This window comes from Streptomyces sp. NPDC028991, assembly GCF_055564775.1.
Genome location: NZ_JBVHVP010000009.1, coordinates 1 through 21,540, shown reverse-complemented (window position 1 = coordinate 21,540; position 21,540 = coordinate 1). Strand labels below are relative to the sequence as shown.

General features: G+C 73.6%; 8 protein-coding genes. 3 read left to right on the top strand and 5 right to left on the bottom strand.

Annotated features, from left to right (window positions below):
• Positions 1-41: 41 nt before the first annotated feature.
• Entirely contained in the window at positions 42-836 is a 795-nt protein-coding gene (locus ACZ4V1_RS19535; RefSeq protein ID WP_468337363.1) for an ABC-2 transporter permease, read from the bottom strand.
• Positions 837-842: 6 nt separating this feature from the next.
• On the bottom strand, positions 843-1,796 hold the full coding sequence (locus tag ACZ4V1_RS19530; RefSeq protein WP_468337360.1) for an ABC transporter ATP-binding protein: 954 nt from the start codon (positions 1,794-1,796) through the stop codon (positions 843-845).
• Between the two features lie 135 nt (positions 1,797-1,931).
• Here ACZ4V1_RS19530 and ACZ4V1_RS19525 point away from each other — a divergent pair, with 135 nt between their 5' ends.
• Together ACZ4V1_RS19525 and absA2 are read left to right on the top strand one after the other, a co-directional pair.
• On the top strand, positions 1,932-3,698 hold the full coding sequence (locus tag ACZ4V1_RS19525) for a sensor histidine kinase (RefSeq protein WP_468337358.1): 1,767 nt from the start codon (positions 1,932-1,934) through the stop codon (positions 3,696-3,698).
• 18 nt (positions 3,699-3,716) lie between these two features.
• Positions 3,717-4,385, top strand: coding sequence for a two component system response regulator (absA2, locus tag ACZ4V1_RS19520; RefSeq protein ID WP_468337355.1), 669 nt, complete (start codon positions 3,717-3,719; stop codon positions 4,383-4,385).
• A 192-nt stretch (positions 4,386-4,577) separates the two neighbouring features.
• Here absA2 and ACZ4V1_RS19515 read toward each other — a convergent pair whose 3' ends face one another.
• From ACZ4V1_RS19515 to hppD, 3 genes are read right to left on the bottom strand one after another with little or no spacing between them, the layout of a single operon-like run.
• A complete protein-coding gene (locus ACZ4V1_RS19515; protein WP_468337352.1) occupies positions 4,578-5,903 on the bottom strand; it encodes an aminotransferase-like domain-containing protein in 1,326 nt (441 codons plus the stop codon).
• Positions 5,900-7,315 carry an alpha-hydroxy acid oxidase gene (locus ACZ4V1_RS19510; protein ID WP_468337349.1) on the bottom strand — a complete coding sequence of 472 codons (1,416 nt, stop codon included), beginning with the start codon at positions 7,313-7,315 and terminating at the stop codon, positions 5,900-5,902. The genes ACZ4V1_RS19515 and ACZ4V1_RS19510 overlap by 4 nt, the downstream gene beginning before the upstream one ends.
• The gene (gene hppD, locus ACZ4V1_RS19505) at positions 7,312-8,385 is read right to left on the bottom strand and encodes a 4-hydroxyphenylpyruvate dioxygenase (RefSeq protein ID WP_468337346.1); all 1,074 of its coding nucleotides are present in this window, start codon (positions 8,383-8,385) and stop codon (positions 7,312-7,314) included. The genes ACZ4V1_RS19510 and hppD overlap by 4 nt, the downstream gene beginning before the upstream one ends.
• 310 nt (positions 8,386-8,695) lie before the next feature.
• Here hppD and ACZ4V1_RS19500 point away from each other — a divergent pair.
• Positions 8,696-21,540, top strand: a 12,845-nt coding sequence (locus ACZ4V1_RS19500) for an amino acid adenylation domain-containing protein (protein ID WP_468337343.1), incomplete at its 3' end; no start/stop codon positions are given.

The window sequence follows — 21,540 nt, the reverse complement described above, 5'->3', positions numbered from 1 at the left end:
CCGGCCGGCTCACGGACGCCAGGGGTGTCGTGACGACATCCCTAGGCATCGCGCCGGCGCAGCACCGCGGAGCCGGCGACGTACGCGGCGAGCGCCCACAGCACGAGCACCACCAGCGCGGTCCCGGCGCCGTAGGGGTCGGTGTCCTGCGTCAGCAGCACGGTGCCGGCCACGCTGGGCATGTAGTCCGAGGCGGTCTCCAGCCACTTGGCGCCGATGACGCCCATCAGCTGCGGCAGCGCCAGCAGCACCATGATCATGGTCGTGATGGTGCCGGCGGCGCTGCGCAGGACCGTGCCGAGACCGATGGACATCACGGCGAGGAGGGAGAGGTAGGCCCCCGCGCCGAGCGCGGTACCGAGGAACTCGCCTCCCGAGTAGGCGCCGTAGTCGCCCATCAGGGGCGCCGCCACCAGGGTGCCGAGCGCGCTGAAGACGAAACCGGCGGCGACCACGACGGCCATGACGACCAGCGTCTTGGACCGGAGCATCCGGCCGCGGGCGGGGACGCTCTGGAGCGTGGTGCGGATGGAACCGCTGGAGTACTCGCTGGTGAGGGCAAGGGTGGCCAGCACCACCACGGTCAGCTGGGAGATGAGGAAGGCCTGCGACGCGTGGTGCGGGGCGGGCATCGTGACGTCGACGCCCTTCTGCGCACTGGCGTCGGCCGACGCGCCGACCATGGCGGCGAAGCCCACGGTGAGCAGCAGGCCGACGGCGAGGTTCCACCAGGTGGCCCGGACGCTCCAGAACTTCGTCCACTCGAACGCGACGGCGCCCTTGAAGCCGCCGCCTTTGACGGGGCCCACGAGCTTGGGGACGGTGGTAGTAGTCATATCCAGTTACGCCTTCTGGTGGTCCGGGGCTTCGGTGACCTGGGAGAGCGCGGGAGAGCCGTACTCCACACTCGCCGCGGTGAGTTCCATGTACGCCTGTTCCAGGCTGGCCTTGCGCATGCTCAGTTCGTGGATGGGGACGCGGTGCCGGAACGCCAGGTCGCCGATCTCCTCCAGGGTTCCGCCGACGACGAGCAATTCTTCGGGCGAGGAGGTCGCGTCCGGCTCGATCCTGAGGCCGAACTCCATCAGTTCCCGCCTGAGCACGTCGGGCTGCGGGGTCCGGACCCGGACGGCGGTCAGCGAGCTGCCCGCGATGACCTCTTCGATCGGCGCATCGGCGATGATCTTTCCGCGGCCGATGACCAGGAGGTGGTCGGCGGTTTCCTGCATCTCGCTCATCAAGTGGCTGGAGACGAAGATCGTCCTGCCCTCCGCGGCCAGGGAACGCATCAGTTCACGGACCCAGCGCACGCCGTCCGGGTCGAGTCCGTTGACCGGCTCGTCGAAGAGCAGCACCTTCGGATCGCCGAGCAGCGCCGCGGCGATCCCGAGCCGCTGGCCCATGCCGAGGGAGAAGGAGCCGATGCGCTTCTTCGCCACCTCGGTCAGGCCGACGGTCTCCAGGACCTCGTCGACCCTGGATGCCGGGATGCCGTTGCTGCGGGCGAGGCCCAGCAGGTGCGCGTGGGCCGAGCGGCCGGGGTGGCCCGCGCGCGCGTCGAGCAGCGCGCCGACCTCACGCAGGGGGTGCCGCAGTTCCTCGTACTTCTTGCCCCCCACCAGTGCTCGTCCGGACGTCGGTGCGTCCAGACCGACGATCATGCGCATGGTGGTCGACTTCCCCGCGCCGTTCGGGCCGAGGAATCCCGTGACCTTTCCCGGGTTGATCTCGAACGAGAGGTCCGAGACGGCCGTCTTGTCGCCGTACCGCTTGGTCAGCCGGTCCAAAGTGATCATCGCCTGGTGGCTCCTTCCAAAGTCACGTCCTCAACGCTAGGGAGCCGGCGGGCCGGAGACATCTGGCGATCGGCAACGACCGCATTCGACTTTCGGCAGGTCCGGAGGCGGTGCGCCCTCTTGTAGCGTGCTGGAATGCACCGATGGCAGGCCGTGCGCCGACGAACCGAATCGCACCTGCGGGTCCTGGGCTCCGAACGGCCCTTCGCCCGGCGCGGTGACCTGGTGCTGCTGCTGGTGCTGCTCGCGCCCTCCGCGCTCAGCATGGAGGCGCTCGTGACCACGCCGGTCAGCTGGCTGACCGCTTGGGTGGTCATCACGGCCGCGGTGGTGGTGCGGCGCACGGCGCCGCTGCTGTCCCTGCTGTTCGCGGCGCTGCTCACCCTCTTCTACCCGTGGTTCGGTGCGAGCCTGTGGCCGACCATGGCGGCCGCGGTACTCAGCTGTCTCGCGGGCCGCAGACTGACCCGGCTCTGGCCCGCGCACCTGGTGTTCCTCTGCGTCGCGGCGGCCGGACTCCTCATGGTCGGCGTCTTCGCCGACACCAAGGACTGGCTGAGCCTGCTGATGACCGAGTTCATCGCCTGTGTCCTGCCCTGGTGGGCGGGCAACTGGTGGAGCCAGCGCACCGCGCTGGCGCACGCGGGCTGGGAGCACGCCGAGCAGTTGGAGTGGCGGCAGCGCTACATCGCCGACCAGGTCCGGCTCAAGGAGCGGGCCCGGATCGCCCAGGACATCCACGACTCCCTCGGTCACGAGCTGAGCGTGATGGCCCTGCTCGCCGGCGGGCTGGAGCTGGCCCCCGGCCTGTCGGAGCAGCACCGCGAATCCGTCGGCCAGTTGCGGGAGCGGTGCACCATGGCCACCGAGCGGCTGCACGAGGTGATCGGCCTGCTGCGGGAGGACCCCACACCGTCGCTGACTCCCGCTCACGAGTCGATCGCCCAGCTCGTGCGCCGGTTCCAGCAGTCGGGCACGCCGGTGGAGTTCCACGAGGACGCGGCGCCGGCCCGGCTCGGTACGCCGCTGCTGTCCGACCTCGCGGCCTACCGGGTGGTGCAGGAGGCGCTGACCAACGCGGCCAAGCACGCGCCGGGCGCCCCGATCACCGTACGGGTGACGCACACGGCGGACGAGACCGTGGTGTCGGTCGTCAACGAGCGGCCGGAGCAGGACCGGGACGCGGCGTCCGCGGTGGGCAGCGGTTCCGGGCTGATCGGGCTCGACGAGCGGGTCCGTCTCGCGGGGGGCACCCTGCGGACGGGCCCTCGGTCCGGTGGCTTCGAGGTCAGGGCGCGGCTGCCGTTCACGGCCTCCGCGCCGTCCAGGTCCGCCGGGCCGCCCGGTCCCGGCGCCCCCGGACCGCACTCCGACGAGGGCGACGACACCGGCGCCGGCACCGGGACCGGGACCGGGGCCGGCACCGGGGCCGTGTCCGGCCCGGTCACCGGCCCGGGCGTCCCTGAGGACGGTGCCGGACCGGCGGCCGACGGCGCCCTCACCGCGCATCCCGCGCCGTGGCGGAGCGCGTCGCGGGCCGCGCTGCTGCGGACCAGGGCACGGCTCAGGCGGGACGCCCGGCGGGCCGCCCTGATACCGGTGGTGCTCGGCGCCGCCATCGTGGCGTTCCTCGTGGGGCTCTACGTCTTCACCTCGGCGACCACCTCGGTCGCTCCCGAGGACTACGCCCGTATCCGGATCGGCGAGACCCGTGCGGAGCTGGCGCCGGTGCTGCCGGCGCGGCGGATCAGGAAACCGCCGCCGGTCACCTCGGAGCCGCCCGTTCCGGCCGGCGCCGCGTGCGAGTACTACCGGGCGAGTTCCAGCCTCCTCGACTTCACCGACACGATGTACCGGTTGTGCTTCGAGAATGATGTCCTGACGGCCAAGGACACGCTCTGAACTCCAGGGAAGGAACGCATGATTCGCGTACTGCTCGCCGACGACGAGACCATCATCAGGGCCGGGGTCCGCTCCATCCTGACCACCGAGCCGGACATCGAGGTGGTCGCCGAGGCGTCCGACGGGCGTGAAGCGGTCGAACTGGCCCGCAAGCACCGCCCCGACGTGGCACTGCTGGACATCAGGATGCCGGAGATGGACGGCCTGACGGCCGCGGGTGAGCTGCGGAACACCAACCCGGACACGGCGGTCGTCGTCCTCACCACCTTCGGCGAGGACAAGTACATCGAGCGGGCCCTCGACCAGGGGGTGGCCGGCTTCCTGCTCAAGGCGTCCGACCCGCGGGACCTGATCTCCGGGGTACGGGCCGTGGCGTCCGGGGGCTCCTGCCTCTCCCCGCTGGTCGCGCGCCGGCTGATGACCGAGCTGCGCCGGGCTCCCTCGCCGCGCTCGGAGGTGTCGGGGGAGCGCACGACCCTGCTGACCAAGCGGGAGCAGGAGGTTCTCGGCATGCTGGGGGCCGGCCTTTCGAACGCGGAGATCGCCGAGCGCCTGCACCTGGTGGAGGGCACGATCAAGACGTATGTCAGCGCGATCTTCACGCAGTTGGAGGTCCGCAACAGGGTGCAGGCGGCGATCATCGCCTACGAGGCGGGCCTGGTGAAGGACGGTGATCTCGGCCGTTAGAGCCGGGCACGCGTAAGGGCGTGCCCGAGGCCGTGCTTGCGGACGTGCCCGAGGCCGTGCCTGCGGGCGTGCCCGAGGCCGTGCCTGCGGGCGCGTGCGGGCTTGTGAGGGCGGTGCGGGCGGTAAGGGCGGTAAGGGCCTGGCGCGGCCCGCCCGGTCCGGCCGGGCGGGCCCCTGGTGCCCGCCGGGCGGTCAGGCGGGTGCCTGGTTCTTGATGAACCGGGCCAGCCGCGCCGCTCCCTCGGCCACCTGGCCGGTGGTGAGGTAGCTGCAGGAGAGCCGGATCTGCCGGTCGCCCGCGTCGTCCAGGTGGAAGTGGCGCATCGGCGTCCAGATGACGCCGTACTTCTCCGCCGAGACGTCCAGCGCGGCCTCGTCCGCGTCGAACGGCACGTCGAGCGTCAGGAAGAACCCGCCGTCGGGGTCGTTCCACCGCACCCCGGCCGACTCCGGTGTCCCGGGCGGCAGTGCGGCGGCGAGGGACTCTCGCAGACACCTCATCGTGGACTGGTAGTGGCGGGCCGAGGCCTCGTTCGCCGCCCGCAGGCCACCGCCGTTGCGCAGGAGCAGTCCGGCGACCGCGGCCTGGCTCAGGCTGGAGGTGTTGACGGTGACCATGCTCTTGACCTTGGCCAGTTCGTCGGCGAGCAGCCCGGGCGGCCGGCCGTCCGCGCCCTGGACCAGCTGGTCGGCGACGACGAAGCCGACCCGGGCGCCCGGGAAGGCGGTCTTCGCGAAGGAGCCGAGGTAGATGACGCGCCGGTCGGTGTCCAGGGACTTGAGCGTGGGACGCCGCACCGAGCTGAACACGCCGTAGGGGTTGTCCTCCAGGAGCAGCAGCCCCAGCCGGCCCGCGGCGTCGAGCAGGGCGGTGCGGTCCTCGCGGGGCATGCTGACGCCGGTCGGGTTGGAGCAGTCGGGCACGACGTACAGGGCCCTGGCCCGCCGGCCGCCCGCCTCGATCTCCCGGACGGTGCGTTCGAGCCCTGCCGGGCTCGGCCCGTTCGGGGTGCCGGGCACCGGCACCACGGGGATGTCCAGCAGGCTCGCCGCGCCGGTGATGCCGACGTACGAGGGGCTGTCGACGAGGAGCACGTCGTCGGGGCCGGTGAACAGCGCGCGGAGCGTGAGCAGGACGGCCTCCTGGCAGCCGACCGTCACGACCACGGACGCGGGGTCGACCGTCATGTCCTCGTCGATGCCGAGCATGCCCGCGACGAGGTCCCTGATCTGTCCCGCGGTCTCGCCGTACTGGTAGAGCGCCGTGCGGACGCGTTCCTCGGAGTGGCCGCGTTCGCGGAGGTGGTCGAGGTACGTCTCGATGAGCCCGGGGACGCTCGCGACGTCGAAGTCCCCCTCGTACGGCCGCCCCGGGGCGAAGGAGATCGCCTGCGGGTAGCGGAGGGTGACCTCGTTGAGGAAGGTCATCGTGTCGAGCAGCGGGGCGGAGAGGCTGGGGTGCAGGGCGGCCCGCGGCAGCACGCCGTCCCGGTCCACGCCGGCTGGGGTGGTCGTCATCCGAGGCTCCTGTCTGTGTACGGCGCCGTGCGCGGCACGGTGGGCGGGCCGGAGTGCGGCAGGCCGTGGTACGGCGGACCGGCCTCCGGCGGTACGAGGGTGTCCGCGCCGATCGTGCGGGGCGAGCCGTGGCCGGTGAGCACCATGGTGTCGGCGAACTCGGCGGTCAGCAGGGAGAGCATCCGGTGCACGCCCGCGCCGCCACCGGCCGCGAGCGCGTACAGCGCGGGCCGGCCAACGAACACTGCGCGCGCGCCGAGGGCCAGCGCGGCCACGATGTCGGCGCCGGTCCGGATGCCGCCGTCCAGGAGGACCGGACAGCGGCCGCGCACGGCGGACACCACCTCGGGGAGCGCCTCCAGGGTGGCCGGTGCGCCGTCGAGTTGGCGTCCGCCGTGGTTGGAGACGATGACGCCCGCCACACCCGCCCGTACCGCGGCCTCGGCGTCCGCGCCGGTGAGGACGCCCTTGGCGAGCACCGGGAGTCCGCTCTCCGCACGCAGCCGTGCCACGACGGACCAGTCCAGGCAGGGATCGAAGGCCAGCCTGCTGTGCGCTCCGGGTGTCGCGCTTCCGGCTGCCGCCGAACCGGTCAGGTTGGCCGGGGAGATGTGGGCGGGGACCGCGAAGCCGTTGCGCAGATCACGCAGCCGGCGGCCGGTGAAGGGCGTGTCGACGGTGAGCACCAGGGCCTGGTAGCCGCTGTCGCGGGCCCGGCGGGCCAGGGCGAAGGTGGTCTCGTGGTCGCGGAAGAAGTACAGCTGCAGCCACAGCGGTGCGCTCGCCGCGTGTGCCACCTCTTCGAGACGGCGACTCGCGAACGTGCTGACGACGAGCGGCAGTCCGAGCCGGCCCGCGGCGGCGGCGGTCGCCGGCTCGCCGTCCGGGTGGGCGAGTGCGTGGTAGGCCACCGGTGCGATGCCGACCGGAGCCGCCCACCGGGAGCCGAGCACCTCCACGGAGGTGTCCGGTTCGGCTATGCCGGGCAGCGCCCTGGGACGCAGCCGCACGGTGCCGAAGACGGCCTCGTTCGCGGCGAGCGTCCGCTCCCGCCCGGCGCCGCCCGCGATGAAGTCCCATACGTCGTACGGCAGTTCCCGCCTCGCGAGCGCGGCGAAGTCATCGAGCGTGAGCGGCTCCGGGCCGGGTTTCGAAGACGCGGGGCCCGAGGACGCGGGGCCCGAGAGCGCGGGGCCCGAGGACGCGGGGCCCGAGAGCGCGGGGCCCGAGAGCGCGGGGCCCGAGAGCCCGGGGCCCGAGAGCGCGGGCTCCGCCGGAGCGGAGCCCGTCGGCGCGGGGCCCGTCGACGCGGGGCCCGTCGGCGCGGGGCCCGGTCGTGCCGGTCCCCCGGGGGCCGCGGTCGCCGGGTGGCCGGGGGGTGCCTCGTCGAGCCGCTGGGGGGCGGGCGTCATCGGCCGGCCACTTCCCGCTCCCTCTCGACGGCCTCGTACAGCGCCTTGATGTTCGAACTGCCGAAGCCGCGAGCGCCGTTGCGCTGGATGTACTCGTAGAAGAGCGTGCCGCGCGGGTAGGGCGAGCGGGTGAAGATCTGCAGCAGGTAGCCCCACTCGTCGCGGTCCGCGAGGACCTGGGTCTCGCGCAGGTCGCCGATGGCGTCGGCCATGCCGCCGACCCGCTCGGTGAGCAGGTCGTAGTAGGCGCCGGGCGTGCGCAGGAAGGCCACGCCGCGGTCGCCGAGCGAGCGGACCGACTCGACGATGTCGTCCACCAGGAAGGCCAGGTGCTGGACTCCCGGGCCGTCGTGGGCGCTCAGGAACTGGTTGATCTGCCCCGGCACCCGGGTGTCGTCGGGCTCGATGAGGGTGAACGTGATGCCGCCCCCGTCGTTGCGCACGACGATGGAGTCCATCGCCTGCTCGCCCACCTCGATGTACTCGGAGGAGTAGTAGGGCATGTCGAAGGCCGCCTCGTAGAACTCCGCGGTGCGGCGCAGCGTGCCGGCCTCCAGGCAGACGGCGACGTGGTCGAGGAAGGGCCGGGGCCCCGCCGTGTCCGCGGCGGTCGGCAGGAGCGCCCACTCCCGGTCGGGCGGCAGCTGCCCCACGCCGCCCCCGGTGTTGGCGACCAGGGTGTGCCGGACGTCCCCGAAGCCGGAGACCGCGGCGAACCACGTGTCCTGGCCGGCCCGGTGGGAGGGGGTCGGCGACTGCAGCACGGCGGCACCGGCGAGCACGGCGCGGTCGAAGCAGGACGCGACGTCGTCGCAGCCGAGGGCGAGGTCGGCGATGGAGTCGCCGTGCCGCTCGACGTACTGGGCGACCGGGGTGTCCGGCTGGAGCGCCTGGGTGACCACGAGGGTGACCTCTCCGCTGCGCAGCGCGGTGGACCGGCGGTCGTGCGTACCGGTGGCGGGGCCCGCCACGGCCAGGGGCACGAAGCCGAGGCTGTCGATGAGGAAGCCGGAGGCGTCCCGGTCGTCCGCGACGTACAGCTCGGCGTACGCGATGGCACTGGGCGGCATGGCGGCTCTCCAATGAATGAGGGGAGAAATACGGGAACGCCCGCCTGGAAGCGGCTCCAGAATTCTCCGACAGCAATGGGAAATGCGCGTGGCAACACTCTACAAATAGCCCGTATAACCTCGCTATCAGCTTGTTATCAAGCCCCCCACCTGCACTTATCCGCTCGGATAACTATATTGACCATCCCGTCGAAGCCTTGCTAGCGTCCCAGTTCGCCCTTAATTGAATGCAGTCCAGGCAGCACTTTGTTTGTTTTTCTGCGCGCCGCTGCAAGGCCGGGGGTTCCGGCGGAGGATGGTGAGGAGACAGGTGTCTGAGATCTCGTCCGTTCGGCACGGTCTGACCAGTGCTCAGCACGAGGTGTGGCTCGCGCAGCAGCTGGATCCGCGCGGCACGCACTACAAGACCGGCTCCTGCCTGGAGATCGACGGGCCGCTGGACCACGCGCTGCTGAGCGCCGCCCTGCGGCACACCATGGCCGAGACGGAGACCCTCTGCTCCCGCTTCCTGACCGACGAGCAGGGGCACCCGTACCGCGCCTACTGCCCCCTCGCGCCGGAGGGTTCGCACGCCACCGAGGGACCGGACGGGGTGCCGTACACGCCCGTGCTGCTGCGGCACATCGACCTCACCGGGCACGAGGACCCCGAGGCGGAGGCGCTCCACTGGATGGAGCGGGACCGCGCGACCCCGGTCGCCCTGGACCGGCCCGGCCTCAGCAGCCACGCGCTGTTCACGCTCGGCGCGGGCCGGCACATGTACTACCTGGGCGTCCACCACATCGTGATCGACGGCACCAGCATGGCCCTGTTCTACGAGCGGCTGGCCGAGGTGTACCGCGCGCTGCGGGACGGCCGCGAGGTGCCCGCGGGCTCCTTCGGGGACACGGACCGGATGGTCGCGGCCGAGGAGGCCTACCGTTCCTCGGCGCGGCACGACCGGGACCGCGCCTACTGGACCGGCCTGTTCACCGACCGGCCCGAGCCCGTCTCCCTCACCGGCCGGGGCAGCGCGCGGGTCCTCGCCCCGACCGTGATGAGCCTGACCCTCGGTCCGGAGCGCACGGCGGTACTCGGCCGGGCCGCCGAGGCGACCGGCTCGCACTGGGCGCGCGTGGTGATCGCCGGCGTGGGCGCCTTCCTGCACCGGATGACGGGCGCCCAGGACATCGTGGTGTCCGTGCCGGTCACCGGCCGCTACGGCGCCAACGCCCGGGTCACGCCCGGCATGGTCTCCAACCGGCTGCCGCTGCGGCTGACCGTGCGCCCCGGCGAGTCCTTCGCCCGCGTGGTCGAGACGGTGACCGAGGCCATGAGCGGCCTCATGGCGCACAGCCGTTACCGCGGCGAGGACCTGAACCGGGAACTCGGCGGCTCGGGCGTGACCGGCCCCACGGTCAACGTCATGCCCTACATCAGGCCGGTCGACTTCGGCGGCCCCGTCGGCCTGATGCGCAGCATCAGTTCGGGCCCGACGGCAGACCTGAACTTCGTGCTGACCGGCACCCCCGAGGACGGTCTCCGCGTCGACTTCGAGGGCAACCCGCAGGTGTACGGCGCCCGGGACCTGGCCCTGTTGCAGGAACGCTTCGTCCGGTTCCTGGCGGACCTGGCGGCCGACCCCGCCGCCCCGCTCGACGGGGTCGCGCTGCTCACGCCGGACGAGCGGCACCGCGTCCTCACCGAGTGGAACGACACCGCGCACGAGGTGCCGGACGCGACACTGCCCGAACTGCTCGCCGCGCAGGCCGCCCGCACCCCCGGGCACGAGGCCGTCGTGTTCGAGGGCACCTCGCTGACGTACGCCGAGCTGGACGCCCGCGCCGAGGAGCTGGCCGCCGCGCTGACCTCCCGGGGAGCGGGACCGGAACGGTTCGTCGCGGTCGCCGTGCCCCGGTCCGCGGAGCTGGTCGTGGCGCTGCTCGCGGTGCTGAGGGCGGGTGCGGCGTACGTCCCCGTCGACCCCGGCTATCCGGCCGACCGGATCGCGCACATCCTGCGGGACGCGGGCGCGATGCTCGTGCTGACCACGCGGGACACCGAGGAGCGGCTGCCGCAGGACGGCACGCCCCGCCTAGTCCTCGACGGGCCGGCCGCCCCCGCGCCCGCTCCGGAGCACACCGCGACCGCGCCGGAGGCCGCGACGACCGCGCCCACGGCCGGACCGCCCGTACCGGGGGCCGGAACGCCCGTACCGGCGACGGCGCCCGGCCCCCACCACCCCGCCTACGTCATCTACACGTCGGGGTCCACCGGCCGCCCCAAGGGCGTGGTGGTCTCCCACCGGGCGATCGTGAACCGCCTGGCCTGGATGCAGGACACCTACGGCCTCGACTCCTCGGACCGGGTGCTGCAGAAGACCCCCTCCGGCTTCGACGTGTCCGTGTGGGAGTTCTTCTGGCCCCTCCTCCAGGGCGCCACGCTGGTCGTCGCCCGGCCCGAGGGGCATCTGGACCCGGCCTACCTCGCCGACACCGTCCGGCGCGAGGGCGTCACCACCCTGCACTTCGTGCCGTCGATGCTCGACGTGTTCCTGCGGGAGCCCGCCGCGGCCTCGCTGCCGGGTCTGCGCCGCGTCTTCTGCAGCGGCGAGGCCCTCTCCGCCGAGCTGCGCGCGCGGTTCCGGGACGTGTCGGACGTACCGCTGCACAACCTGTACGGGCCCACGGAGGCGGCCGTCGACGTGACGTACTGGCCGTGCTCCGAGGACTCGGGCGACGGACCGGTGCCGATCGGCCGCCCGGTGTGGAACACCCGGATGTACGTGCTCGACGCCGCACTGCGCCCGGTCCCCGCCGGTACGCCCGGCGAGCTGTACATCGCCGGTGTGCAGCTCGCCCGCGGCTACCTGGGCCGCCCCGGCCTCAGCGCCGAACGCTTCACCGCCGACCCGTACGGCGCGCCGGGCAGCCGGATGTACCGCACGGGCGACCTCGCGCGCTGGAACCACGACGGCAGCCTCGACTACCTCGGCCGCGCCGACCACCAGGTCAAACTGCGCGGCTTCCGCATCGAACTCGGCGAGATCGAGGCGGCGCTCGTCCGGCAGCCGGAGGTCGGACAGGCCGCCGTGCTGCTGCGCGAGGACCGGCCCGGCGACCAGCGCCTCGTCGCCTACACCGTGCCCGCACCCGGCGCCTCGGCCGCCGCCGCCGCGCTCGCCGCCCGCCTGCGCGAGCTGCTGCCCGGCTACATGGTGCCCTCGGCCTTCGTCACCCTGCCCCGGCTTCCGGTCACTCCGAACGGCAAGCTGGACCGCCGGGCCCTGCCCGCACCCGACCGGGCCGAGCGGTCCGGCGGCCGGGCCCCGCGCACCCCGCGCGAGGAGCTGCTGTGCGCCCTCTTCGCCGAGGTCCTCGGGGTGGACGGGATCGGCGTCGACGACAGCTTCTTCGAACTGGGCGGCCACTCCCTGCTCGCCACCCGGCTGATCAGCCGTATCCGCTCCGCCGTCGGCGCGGAGGTGCCGATCCAGCGGATCTTCGAGTCGCCGACCGTGGCCGAGCTCGTGCCCTGCCTGGAGGAGACCGGAGGGGCCCGCCCGGCGGTCGCCCCCCGGCAGCGCCCCGACCGCCTGCCGCTCTCCTTCGCACAGCGGCGACTGTGGTTCATCCACCAGTACGAGGGCCCCTCGCCGCTGTACAACATCCCGGCCGCGCTGCGGCTGACCGGCCCGGTGGACGACGCCGCGCTGTTGGCGGCCGTCGGTGACGTCGTGGCCCGGCACGAGAGCCTGCGCACGGTCTTCGCCGAGGACGAGCACGGCCCGCACCAGGTGATCCTGCCGGCCCGGCGGGCGACGCTCCGCCTGGAGACGCTCGACAGCGGACCGGACCGGCTGGCCGGGGACCTCGCCCGACTGGCCCGCCACACCTTCGACCTGGCCCGGGACGTGCCGCTGCGCGCCACCCTGCTGCGGGTGGCGCCGGACGAGCACGTCCTGCTCCTCGTGCTGCACCACATCGCCGGCGACGGCTGGTCGCTGGCCCCCCTCGCCCGTGACCTGGGCACCGCCTACGCCGCCCGGCTCGGCGGCGCGGCTCCCGACTGGGCGCCGCCGCCGGTGCAGTACGCCGACTACACGCTCTGGCAGCGGGAACTGCTCGGCGCCGACGGGGACGACGACAGCGAGGGCGCCCGGCAACTCGCCCACTGGCGCGAGGCGCTGGCCGGCCTGCCGGAACGCCTGGAACTGCCCACCGACCGGCCGCGTCCGGTGCGCCGCGACAACTCGGGCGCCCGCCTCGACCTGTCCGTGCCCGCCGGCCTGCACCGCTCGCTGGCCGCGCTGGCCACCGAGACCCGGACCAGTGTGTTCATGGTGCTCCAGGCCGCGCTCGCGGGGCTGCTGACCCGGCTCGGCGCGGGCGAGGACATACCGATCGGCTCCACCATCGCGGGACGCACCGACGCGGCGGTGGAGAACCTGGTCGGGTTCTTCGTCAACACGCTCGTACTGCGCACGGACACCGGCGGCGACCCGACCTTCCGGGAGCTGCTCGGCCGGGTCCGCGAGCGGGACCTGGCCGCCTACGCCCACCAGGACGTGCCCTTCGAGCGGCTCGTCGAGGCCGTCAACCCGGACCGCGCCACGTCCCACCACCCGCTGTTCCAGGTGATGCTGACCTTCGACACCACCCAGCAGGACGCGCTGGGCGAACTGGGCCGGCTGCCCGGGGTCGGCACGTCGCTCGTGCCCGTGCACACCGGCCTGTCCAGGTTCGACCTCGTCTTCGCCTTCGACGAGCGACGGGACGCGGACGGCGGGCAGGCCGGGCTGGACCTCGCGGTGGAGTACAGCACCGAGCTGTTCGACACCGGCACCGTCCGCACCCTCACCGAGCGGCTGCTGCGCCTGCTCACGGAGGTCGCCGCGGACCCCGGCGTACGCCTCGGGGACGTCGACGTCCTCGTCCCCGGTGAGCACCGCGACCTGCTCGTGGCGGCCAACCGGCCCGGCCCCGGCACCGCCCCGCCCGAGCCCGTCACGGCCACGCTGCCCGAGCTGTTCGAACGGCAGGCCGCCCGGCACGCCGACCGCACCGCGCTGACCTTCGAGGGCACCTCGCTGTCCTACGCCGAGCTCAACGCGCGTGCCAACCGCCTCGCCCGGCTCCTCACCGCCCGCGGGATCGGCCCCGACGCGCTGGTCGCCCTCGCCCTGCCCCGCTCGGCCGAACTGGTCGTGGCGCTGCTCGCCGTGGTCAAGTCGGGCGCCGCCTACGTACCGCTCGATCCCGGCTACCCGGCCGACCGGCTCGCCCACGCGCTGTCCGACTCCGCGCCCGCGGCCCTGCTCACCGACCGCGCCACCGCCGGACGGCTGCCCGACCACGAGGTGCCCCGCATCGTCCTCGGCGCCCCGGCGGAACCGGCGGGCGACGGGACGGGCGCGTTCCCCGCGACCGACCTGGCGCAGAGCGAGCGGGTCCGGCCGCTCGACCCGCGGGACACCGCGTACGTCATCTACACCTCGGGGTCCACGGGCCGCCCCAAGGGCGTGAGCGTGCCGCACGGCAACGTCGTGCGGCTCTTCTCCGCCACCGAGCGGTGGTTCGGCTTCGACGAGCGGGACGTGTGGACCCTCTTCCACTCGTACGCGTTCGACTTCTCGGTGTGGGAACTGTGGGGACCGCTGCTGCACGGCGGCCGGCTCGTCGTCGTGCCGCACGAGGTCAGCCGGGACCCCGCCGCGTTCCTGGACCTCCTCGCGCGGGAACGGGTCACCGTCCTGAACCAGACGCCGTCGGCGTTCCGCCAACTGGCCACCGCCGACCGCGAACGACCCGCCGACCTCACCCTGCGCACCGTCGTGTTCGGCGGCGAGGCCCTCGACCTGTCCCGGCTCGCGGACTGGTACGAGCGGCACGCCGAGGACGCGCCGGCCCTGGTCAACATGTACGGCATCACCGAGACCACGGTCCACGTCTCGCACTTCCCCCTGGACCGGGCCACCGCGGCGGCCGCGGCGGCGAGCACCATCGGCGTCAACATCCCCGACCTGCGCGTCTACGTCCTCGACGACCGGCTGCGCCCCACGCCGCCCGGGGTCACCGGGGAGATGTACGTCGCCGGCGCGGGCCTGGCCCGCGGCTACCTGGGGCGCCCCGCGCTCACCGCGGACCGCTTCCCCGCCGACCCGTTCGCCCCGCTCTTCGGCGAGCACGGCAGCCGCATGTACCGCACGGGCGACCTGGCCAGGCGCCGCGCCGACGGCGGCCTCGACTACCTGGGCCGCGCCGACCAGCAGGTGAAGATCCGCGGGTTCCGGATCGAGCTCGGCGAGATCGAGGCCGTGCTCGCCGCCCACCCCGCCGTCGACGACGTGGCCGTGGTGGCCCGCGAGGACGTCCAGGGCGACCCGCGGCTCGTCGCCTACGTGGTGACCGGCGCCGACACGACCGCTCGCGCCCTGCACGACCACGCCGCCGCCCAGCTGCCCGACCACATGCTGCCGTCGGCGTTCGTCACCCTGGACGTCCTGCCGCTGACGCCCAACGGCAAGCTCGACGGCAAGGCGCTGCCCGCCCCCGCCCTCTCCGGGCAGGTCACGGGACGCGCACCGCGCGGCCCGCGGGAGGACATCCTGTGCTCCCTGTTCGCCGAGGTGCTCGGGGTGCCCCGGCTGACCATCGACGACAGCTTCTTCGACCTCGGCGGCCACTCCCTGCTCGCGACCAGGCTGGCGGGCCGGATCCGCAGCACCCTGGGGGTCGAGCTGTCCGTGCGGCGGCTCTTCGAGACGCCCACCGTCGCCGGGCTCTCCGCCGCCCTCGAAGGTGCGGAGCACGCCGGTACGCCGCTGACGGCCGGCGCGCGCCCGGACCGGCTGCCCCTGTCGTACGCCCAGCAGCGGCTGTGGTTCCTGCACCAGCTCGAGGGCCCCTCACCGACCTACAACATCACCGGCGCGCTGCGGCTGACCGGCGCACTCGTCCCGGAGGCGCTGCGCGCCGCGTTCCAGGACGTCGTCGTGCGCCACGAAAGCCTGCGGACCGTCTTCACGGAGGACGAGCGGGGCGCCCGGCAGACCGTGCTGGACGCGGCCGGTGTGCGCTTCGAACTGCCGGTCACCGACAGCACCGAGGACCGGCTCGGGCAGCGGCTCGAGGAGTCCGCCCGGCACTGCTTCGACCTGCGGACCGACATCCCGGTCCGGGCGGAGCTGTTCCGGCTCGGCCCGGACGAGCACGTGCTGCTGCTGATGGTCCACCACATCGCCGGCGACGGATGGTCCCTCGGACCGCTGATCCGCGACCTGGCCACCGCCTACACGGCCCGCACGACCGGCCGCGCCCCCGACTGGGCGCCGCTGCCCGTGCAGTACGCGGACTTCACACTGTGGCAGCGCGCCTCGCTCGGGGACGCCTCCGACGGCACCAGCCCGGCCGGCCGGCAGCTCGCCCACTGGAAGCAGGCCCTGGCCGGACTGCCCGACCGGCTGGAGCTGCCCGCGGACCGGCCGCTGCCGGCCGTCGCCTCGCACCGCGGCGCACGGGTCCCGCTGACCGTCCCGGCACCGCTGCACCAGGGTGTGGCCGAGCTGGCCAGGAAGTCCCGCACCAGCGTCTTCATGGTGCTCCAGGCGGCGCTGGCCGCCCTGCTGACCCGGCTGGGCGCGGGTGACGACATCCCCCTGGGCACACCCGTGGCGGGCCGCGGCGACGACGCCGTCGACCAGGTCGTCGGCTTCTTCGTCAACACCCTGGTGCTGCGCACCGACACCAGTGGCGACCCCACCTTCCTGGAGCTGCTGGACCGGGTGCGGGAGACCGACCTGGCCGCCTACGACCACCAGGACCTGCCGTTCGAGCACCTGGTGGACGTCCTCTCCCCGACCAGGTCGCTCTCCCACAACCCGCTCTTCCAGGTGCTGCTGAGCCTGGACACCACCCAGCAGGACGCGCTCGCCGCGCTCGCCACCACCGGCCTCGGCGTGCACCTGCTGGACGTCACGACCGGTGTCGCCAAGCTGGACCTCGCCCTCGAACTCGCCGAGCACCACGACCGGGAGGGCGCCCCCGCCGGCCTGGTGGGCGCGGCCGAGTACAGCACGGACCTGTTCGACGAGGGCACGGTCGCCTCCCTGGTGGAGCGCTTCCTACGGCTCCTGGACGCCCTGGTCGCCGCTCCCGGGCGACGCATCGGCGCCGTCGACGTCCTCAGCCGCCGGGAGCTGGACCGTGTCCTGGTCGAGTGGAACGACACGGCACGCGAGCCGGTGGACCGGACCTTCGCCGACTACGTCGAGGAGCACGCCGCCGAGCGCCCGGACCACCTCGCGGTCGAGTTCGGCGAGCTGACCCTGACCTACGGTGAACTGAACGAGCGGGCGAATCGGCTGGCCCGCCGCTTCCTCGAACTGGGCGCGGGCCCGGAGCGGTTCGTCGCGGTGGCCCTGCCCCGCTCCGCCGACCTGGTCGTCTCCGCGCTCGCCGCGTTCAAGGCGGGCGCGGCGTACCTGCCCGTCGACCCGGCCTACCCCGCCGAGCGGATCACCCACCTCGTCCAGGACGCGGCGCCCACGCTCGTCGTCACCACGTCCGCCCTCGCGGCCGGGCTCCCGGACACGGCGACGCCCGTCCTCCTGCTCGACGACGCCCGGGCCGCGACGGCCCTCGCCGCCCTGCCCGGTCACGACGTCACCGACGCGGACCGGCCGGCTCCGCTGCGTCCGGAGCACCCGGCGTACATGATCTACACGTCGGGGACCACGGGCCGGCCCAAGGGCGTCGTCGTCACCCACACCGGACTGCCGGGCCTGGTCGACATCTTCACCCGCGACTGCGCGGCCGGACCGGGCGGCAAGGTCCTGCAGCATCTCTCCCCGAGCTTCGACGCGTCGTTCTGGGAGCTGGCGATGGGCCTGCTCACCGGCGCCGCCCTGGTCGTGGCGCCGCAGGAGACCACGCCCGGGCCGGAGCTGGCCGAGCTGGCGACCCGGCACGGGGCGACTCACCTGAGCCTGACGACCTCCGTGCTCGGGCTGCTGCCCGAGGGGTTGCTGCCCGACGGTCTCACCCTCGTCGTGGGCGCGGAGGCGATCCCGCCCGAGCTGGTGGAACGCTGGTCCCCGGGCCGGACGATGCTCAACTCCTACGGTCCCACCGAGACCACGGTCTGCTCCACCATGAGCGGGCCGCTGTCCGGCCCCCTCACCCCGCCCATCGGCTCCCCCGTCACCAACACCGCCGTCTACGTGCTGGACGCCGCGCTGCGCCCGGTCCCGCCCGGCGTGCCCGGCGAGCTGTACGCGGCCGGCCCGCACCTGGCCCGCGGCTACCACGGCCGCGCCGCGCTGACCTCGGAGCGGTTCGTGGCCAACCCCTTCGGCGCTCCCGGCAGCCGCCTCTACCGCACCGGCGACCTGGTGCGCTGGCTGCCGGACGGCGAGCTGGAGTACCTGGGGCGCGTGGACACCCAGGTCAAAATCCGCGGCCTGCGGATCGAGCCGACCGAGATCGAGGCGGTCATCACCGAGCGCCCGCATCTGGCGCGGGCGGCCGTGATCGTACGGGAGGACCGGCCGGGCGACCGGCGGCTCGTGGCGTACGTCGTACCCGAGCCCGGTCACACCGTGGACACCGCCGCACTCCGCGCCGAACTCCGCGAGACCCTGCCCGACCACATGATCCCGACGGCGTTCGTCGTGCTGGACGCGCTGCCGCTGACGATCAACGGCAAGCTGGACCGCAAGGCACTGCCCGCCCCCGACTACTCCACCCGCACGCCGGGAAGGGCCGCCCGCGACCCGCGCGAGAAGCTGCTGTGCGAGCTGTTCGGCGAGGTCCTCGGCGTGGAGACGGCCGGGGTCGACGACGGTTTCTTCGACCTCGGCGGGGACAGCATCCTCTCCATCCAGCTCGTCGGCCGTGCCCGCGCGGCGGGCCTGGTCCTGTCGGTGCGGGACGTCTTCGAGCACCAGACGCCCGCGCTGCTCGCCCGGTCGGCCGCGTCGGGCCCCGGCCCGCAGCGGCAGGAGGAGGGCTCCGGCGTCCCGGCGTACGGACCGGCCCCGCGCACCCCGATGATGGGCTGGTTCGCCGGCCTCGGCTCCGACATGGCCGAGTTCAACCAGTCCCTGGTCCTGCGGGTGCCCGCCGCCCTCGACTTCGACGCGCTCGGCGCCGCCCTGCTGACCGTGCTCGACCATCACGACGCGCTGCGCATGCGGGTGGCCGGCGACTGGACGATCGAGATTCCCGAGCCGGGCTCCGTGGCCGTGGCCGACTGCCTGGTCCGCCACGACGCCGTGGGGCTCGACGAGTCCGCCGTACGGTCCGCGGTCACCGAACAGGCGCGGGCGGCCCGCGCGCGCCTGGCTCCGGCGCACGGCCGCATGCTCCAGGCCGTCTGGCTCGACCGGGGCGCCGCCCGGGACGGTCTGCTCGTCCTGGTCGCCAACCACCTGGTCATGGACGGTGTCACCTGGCGCATCCTGATCCCCGACCTGGCCGCCGCGTACGCGGGCGACGCCCTCGCCCCGGTGGGCACGCCGTGGCGGCGGTGGGCGCTGTCCCTCGCGGACCTCGCCGGACAACCGCACGTCGAGGAGGAGCTGAGCCACTGGCGTGCGGTGCTCGGCGACACCCCGCCCACGCTCCGGGTGGACCCGGTGCGGGACACCCACGCCGAGGCGGGCGAGATCACCGCCGAACTCGACGCGGACACCACCGAAGCCCTGCTCACCTGGGTGCCCGGTACCTGCCACGCGACGATCAACGACGTGCTCCTGAGCACCTTCGCCCTGGCCGTCACCGAGTGGCGGCACGGCCGCGCCGACGGCCGGTCCGGGGAGAGCGCGGCCCCCGCCGCGGCTCCCGTCGTCGTCGACCTGGAGAGCCACGGCCGGCACGAGGACGCGGTCCCGGGCGCCGAACTCAGCCGCACCGCGGGCTGGTTCACCTCCATGTACCCCGTCCGGCTGACACCGCCCGCCGCCTCCGCCGCCGAAGGCGTGTCGACGGTCCGGGCCCTGAAGGCCGTCAAGGAGCAGCTCCGTGCCGTGCCGGGCGACGGCATCGGCTACGGCCTGCTGCGTCACCTCAACCCCCGCACCCGGGAAATCCTCGCCCCGCTCCCGGTCCCCGAGTTCGGTTTCAACTATCTCGGCCAGATCGGCCAGGAGGGTGCCGACGAGGCTCCCTGGACCATCGAGGGCGGCGACGTCGCGGGCATCGACGGGGCCATGCCGCTGGCCCACCCCGTGGACCTCAACGCCGTCGCCCGGGACACCGCCACCGGTACCCGGCTGCGGGCCCGGTGGACCTACTCCCGGACCGAGCTGGAGCCCGAGGACGCCCAACGGCTCGCCGACGCGTGGTTCCGGACGCTGCGCCGGCTCGTCGAGGAGGCCCGGCGCCCCGGCACGGGCGGCCTCACCCCCTCCGACATCGCGCACGCGGCGCTCGGCCAGCACGAGATCGAGCACCTGGAACGGCTCGTCCCCGACGTCCAGGACATCCTGCCGCTCGCTCCGCTCCAGGAGGGCTTCCTCTTCCTCAACCTGTACGACCAGGACGCCCGCGACGTCTACGTGGGCCAGCTCGCCTTCGACCTGGAGGGCCCGTTCGACGGCACCCGTATGCGGGCCGCCGCCCAGGCCCTGCTGCGGCGGCACGCCAATCTGCGCGCCGGGTTCCGGCAGACCGCGTCCGGTACGTGGGTGCAGGTGGTGCCCGCCGACGTCCACCCGGACTGGCGCGAGTCCGACCTGTCCGGCCGCTCCGAGGACGAACGGCACGCGGAGGCCGAGCGGCTCGCCGCCGAGGACCGGGAACGCCGCTTCGACCTGACCGCCCCTCCGCTGATGCGGTTCACGGTCGTCCGGCTCGCCGAGAACCGGGTCCGGCTGGTGATGACCAACCACCACATCCTGCTCGACGGCTGGTCCATGCCCCTGCTCTGGCAGGAACTGACCGAGCTGTACGTCTCCGGCGGCGACCCCGTGAGCCTTCCCCGGGTCCGTCCTTACCGCGACTACCTCGCCTGGCTCGACGCCCGCGACCGGGACGCGGCCCGGGCGGCCTGGCAGGAGTCCCTGGCCGGACTCGACGAGCCCACGCTGCTCGCCCCCGGTGTCCGTCCGGTCGACTCGGCGCCCCTGAGCGTCCCGTTCGGCCTGGACCGAGACGCCGCCGCGGCCCTGGCTTCGTGGGCGCGGGGTCAGGGCGTGACCATGAACACGGTGGTGCAGGGCGCCTGGGCCCTGGCACTGGCCCAGGCCACCGGCCGCGACGACGTCGTCTTCGGCGCCACCGTCTCCGGCCGCCCGCCCGAGCTGCCCGGCGTCGAGTCGATGGTCGGCCTGTTCATCAACACCCTCCCGGTCCGCGCCCGCCTCGACCACGCCGAACCGGTCAGCGGCTTCTTCCGCCGCCTCCAGGCCGAACAGACCCGCCTCCTGGACCACCAGTGGGCCGGACTGGCCGACATCCAGCGCTGGGCCGGACACGGCGAACTCTTCGACACCGCCATGGTCTTCCAGAACTACCCGGTGAGCGCCGACACGACGAGCCGCCAGCTCGACGGCCTACGGGTGGCCGGCTACCACGCGGTCGAGAGCACCGACTTCGCCGTCAACCTCGTGGCCCACACCCGGGACGACGACCTGCGGCTGCGCCTGGACTACCGCGCGGACGTCTGCGCCGGGGAACTGGTCCGGTCCCTGGCCGACCGGATGGTGCGGGTGCTGGAGACCCTGGTCACCGACGCCGACCAGCCCCTCGCCCGACTCGACACCCTCGACCCGGCCGAACGGCAGCGGGTACTGGTCGACTGGAACGGAACCCGCACCGACCTCCCCGGCACCCCCCTGCACGAACTCGTCACCCAGCAGGCACAACGCACCCCCGACACCATCGCCGTCGTACACGAGGACACCCACCTCACCTACGCCGAGCTCGACGCACGCGCCAACCAGCTCGCCCGGCACCTGCTCACCCAAGGCCTCGGCGCCGAAGACTTCGCAGCCATCGCCCTGCCCAAGTCCCTGGACGCCATCACCAGCATGCTCGCCGTCCTCAAAACCGGCGCCGCCTACCTCCCCATCGACCCCGACTACCCCACCGACCGCATCACCTACATGCTCGACGACGCCCAGCCCGCCCTCACCCTCACCACACCCATCCCCACCGACACCTACACCGGGAACTC

Bases quoted from the DNA above. Each gene is read 5' to 3' on its own strand.
- ACZ4V1_RS19510 (WP_468337349.1), bottom strand. From the start codon at position 7,315: ATGACGCCCGCCCCCCAGCGGCTCGACGAGGCACCCCCCGGCCACCCG.
- ACZ4V1_RS19530 (WP_468337360.1), bottom strand. From the start codon at position 1,796: ATGATCACTTTGGACCGGCTGACCAAGCGGTACGGCGACAAGACGGCC.
- absA2 (WP_468337355.1), top strand. From the start codon at position 3,717: ATGATTCGCGTACTGCTCGCCGACGACGAGACCATCATCAGGGCCGGG.
- hppD (WP_468337346.1), bottom strand. From the start codon at position 8,385: ATGCCGCCCAGTGCCATCGCGTACGCCGAGCTGTACGTCGCGGACGAC.
- ACZ4V1_RS19515 (WP_468337352.1), bottom strand. From the start codon at position 5,903: ATGACGACCACCCCAGCCGGCGTGGACCGGGACGGCGTGCTGCCGCGG.
- ACZ4V1_RS19525 (WP_468337358.1), top strand. From the start codon at position 1,932: ATGCACCGATGGCAGGCCGTGCGCCGACGAACCGAATCGCACCTGCGG.
- ACZ4V1_RS19535 (WP_468337363.1), bottom strand. From the start codon at position 836: ATGACTACTACCACCGTCCCCAAGCTCGTGGGCCCCGTCAAAGGCGGC.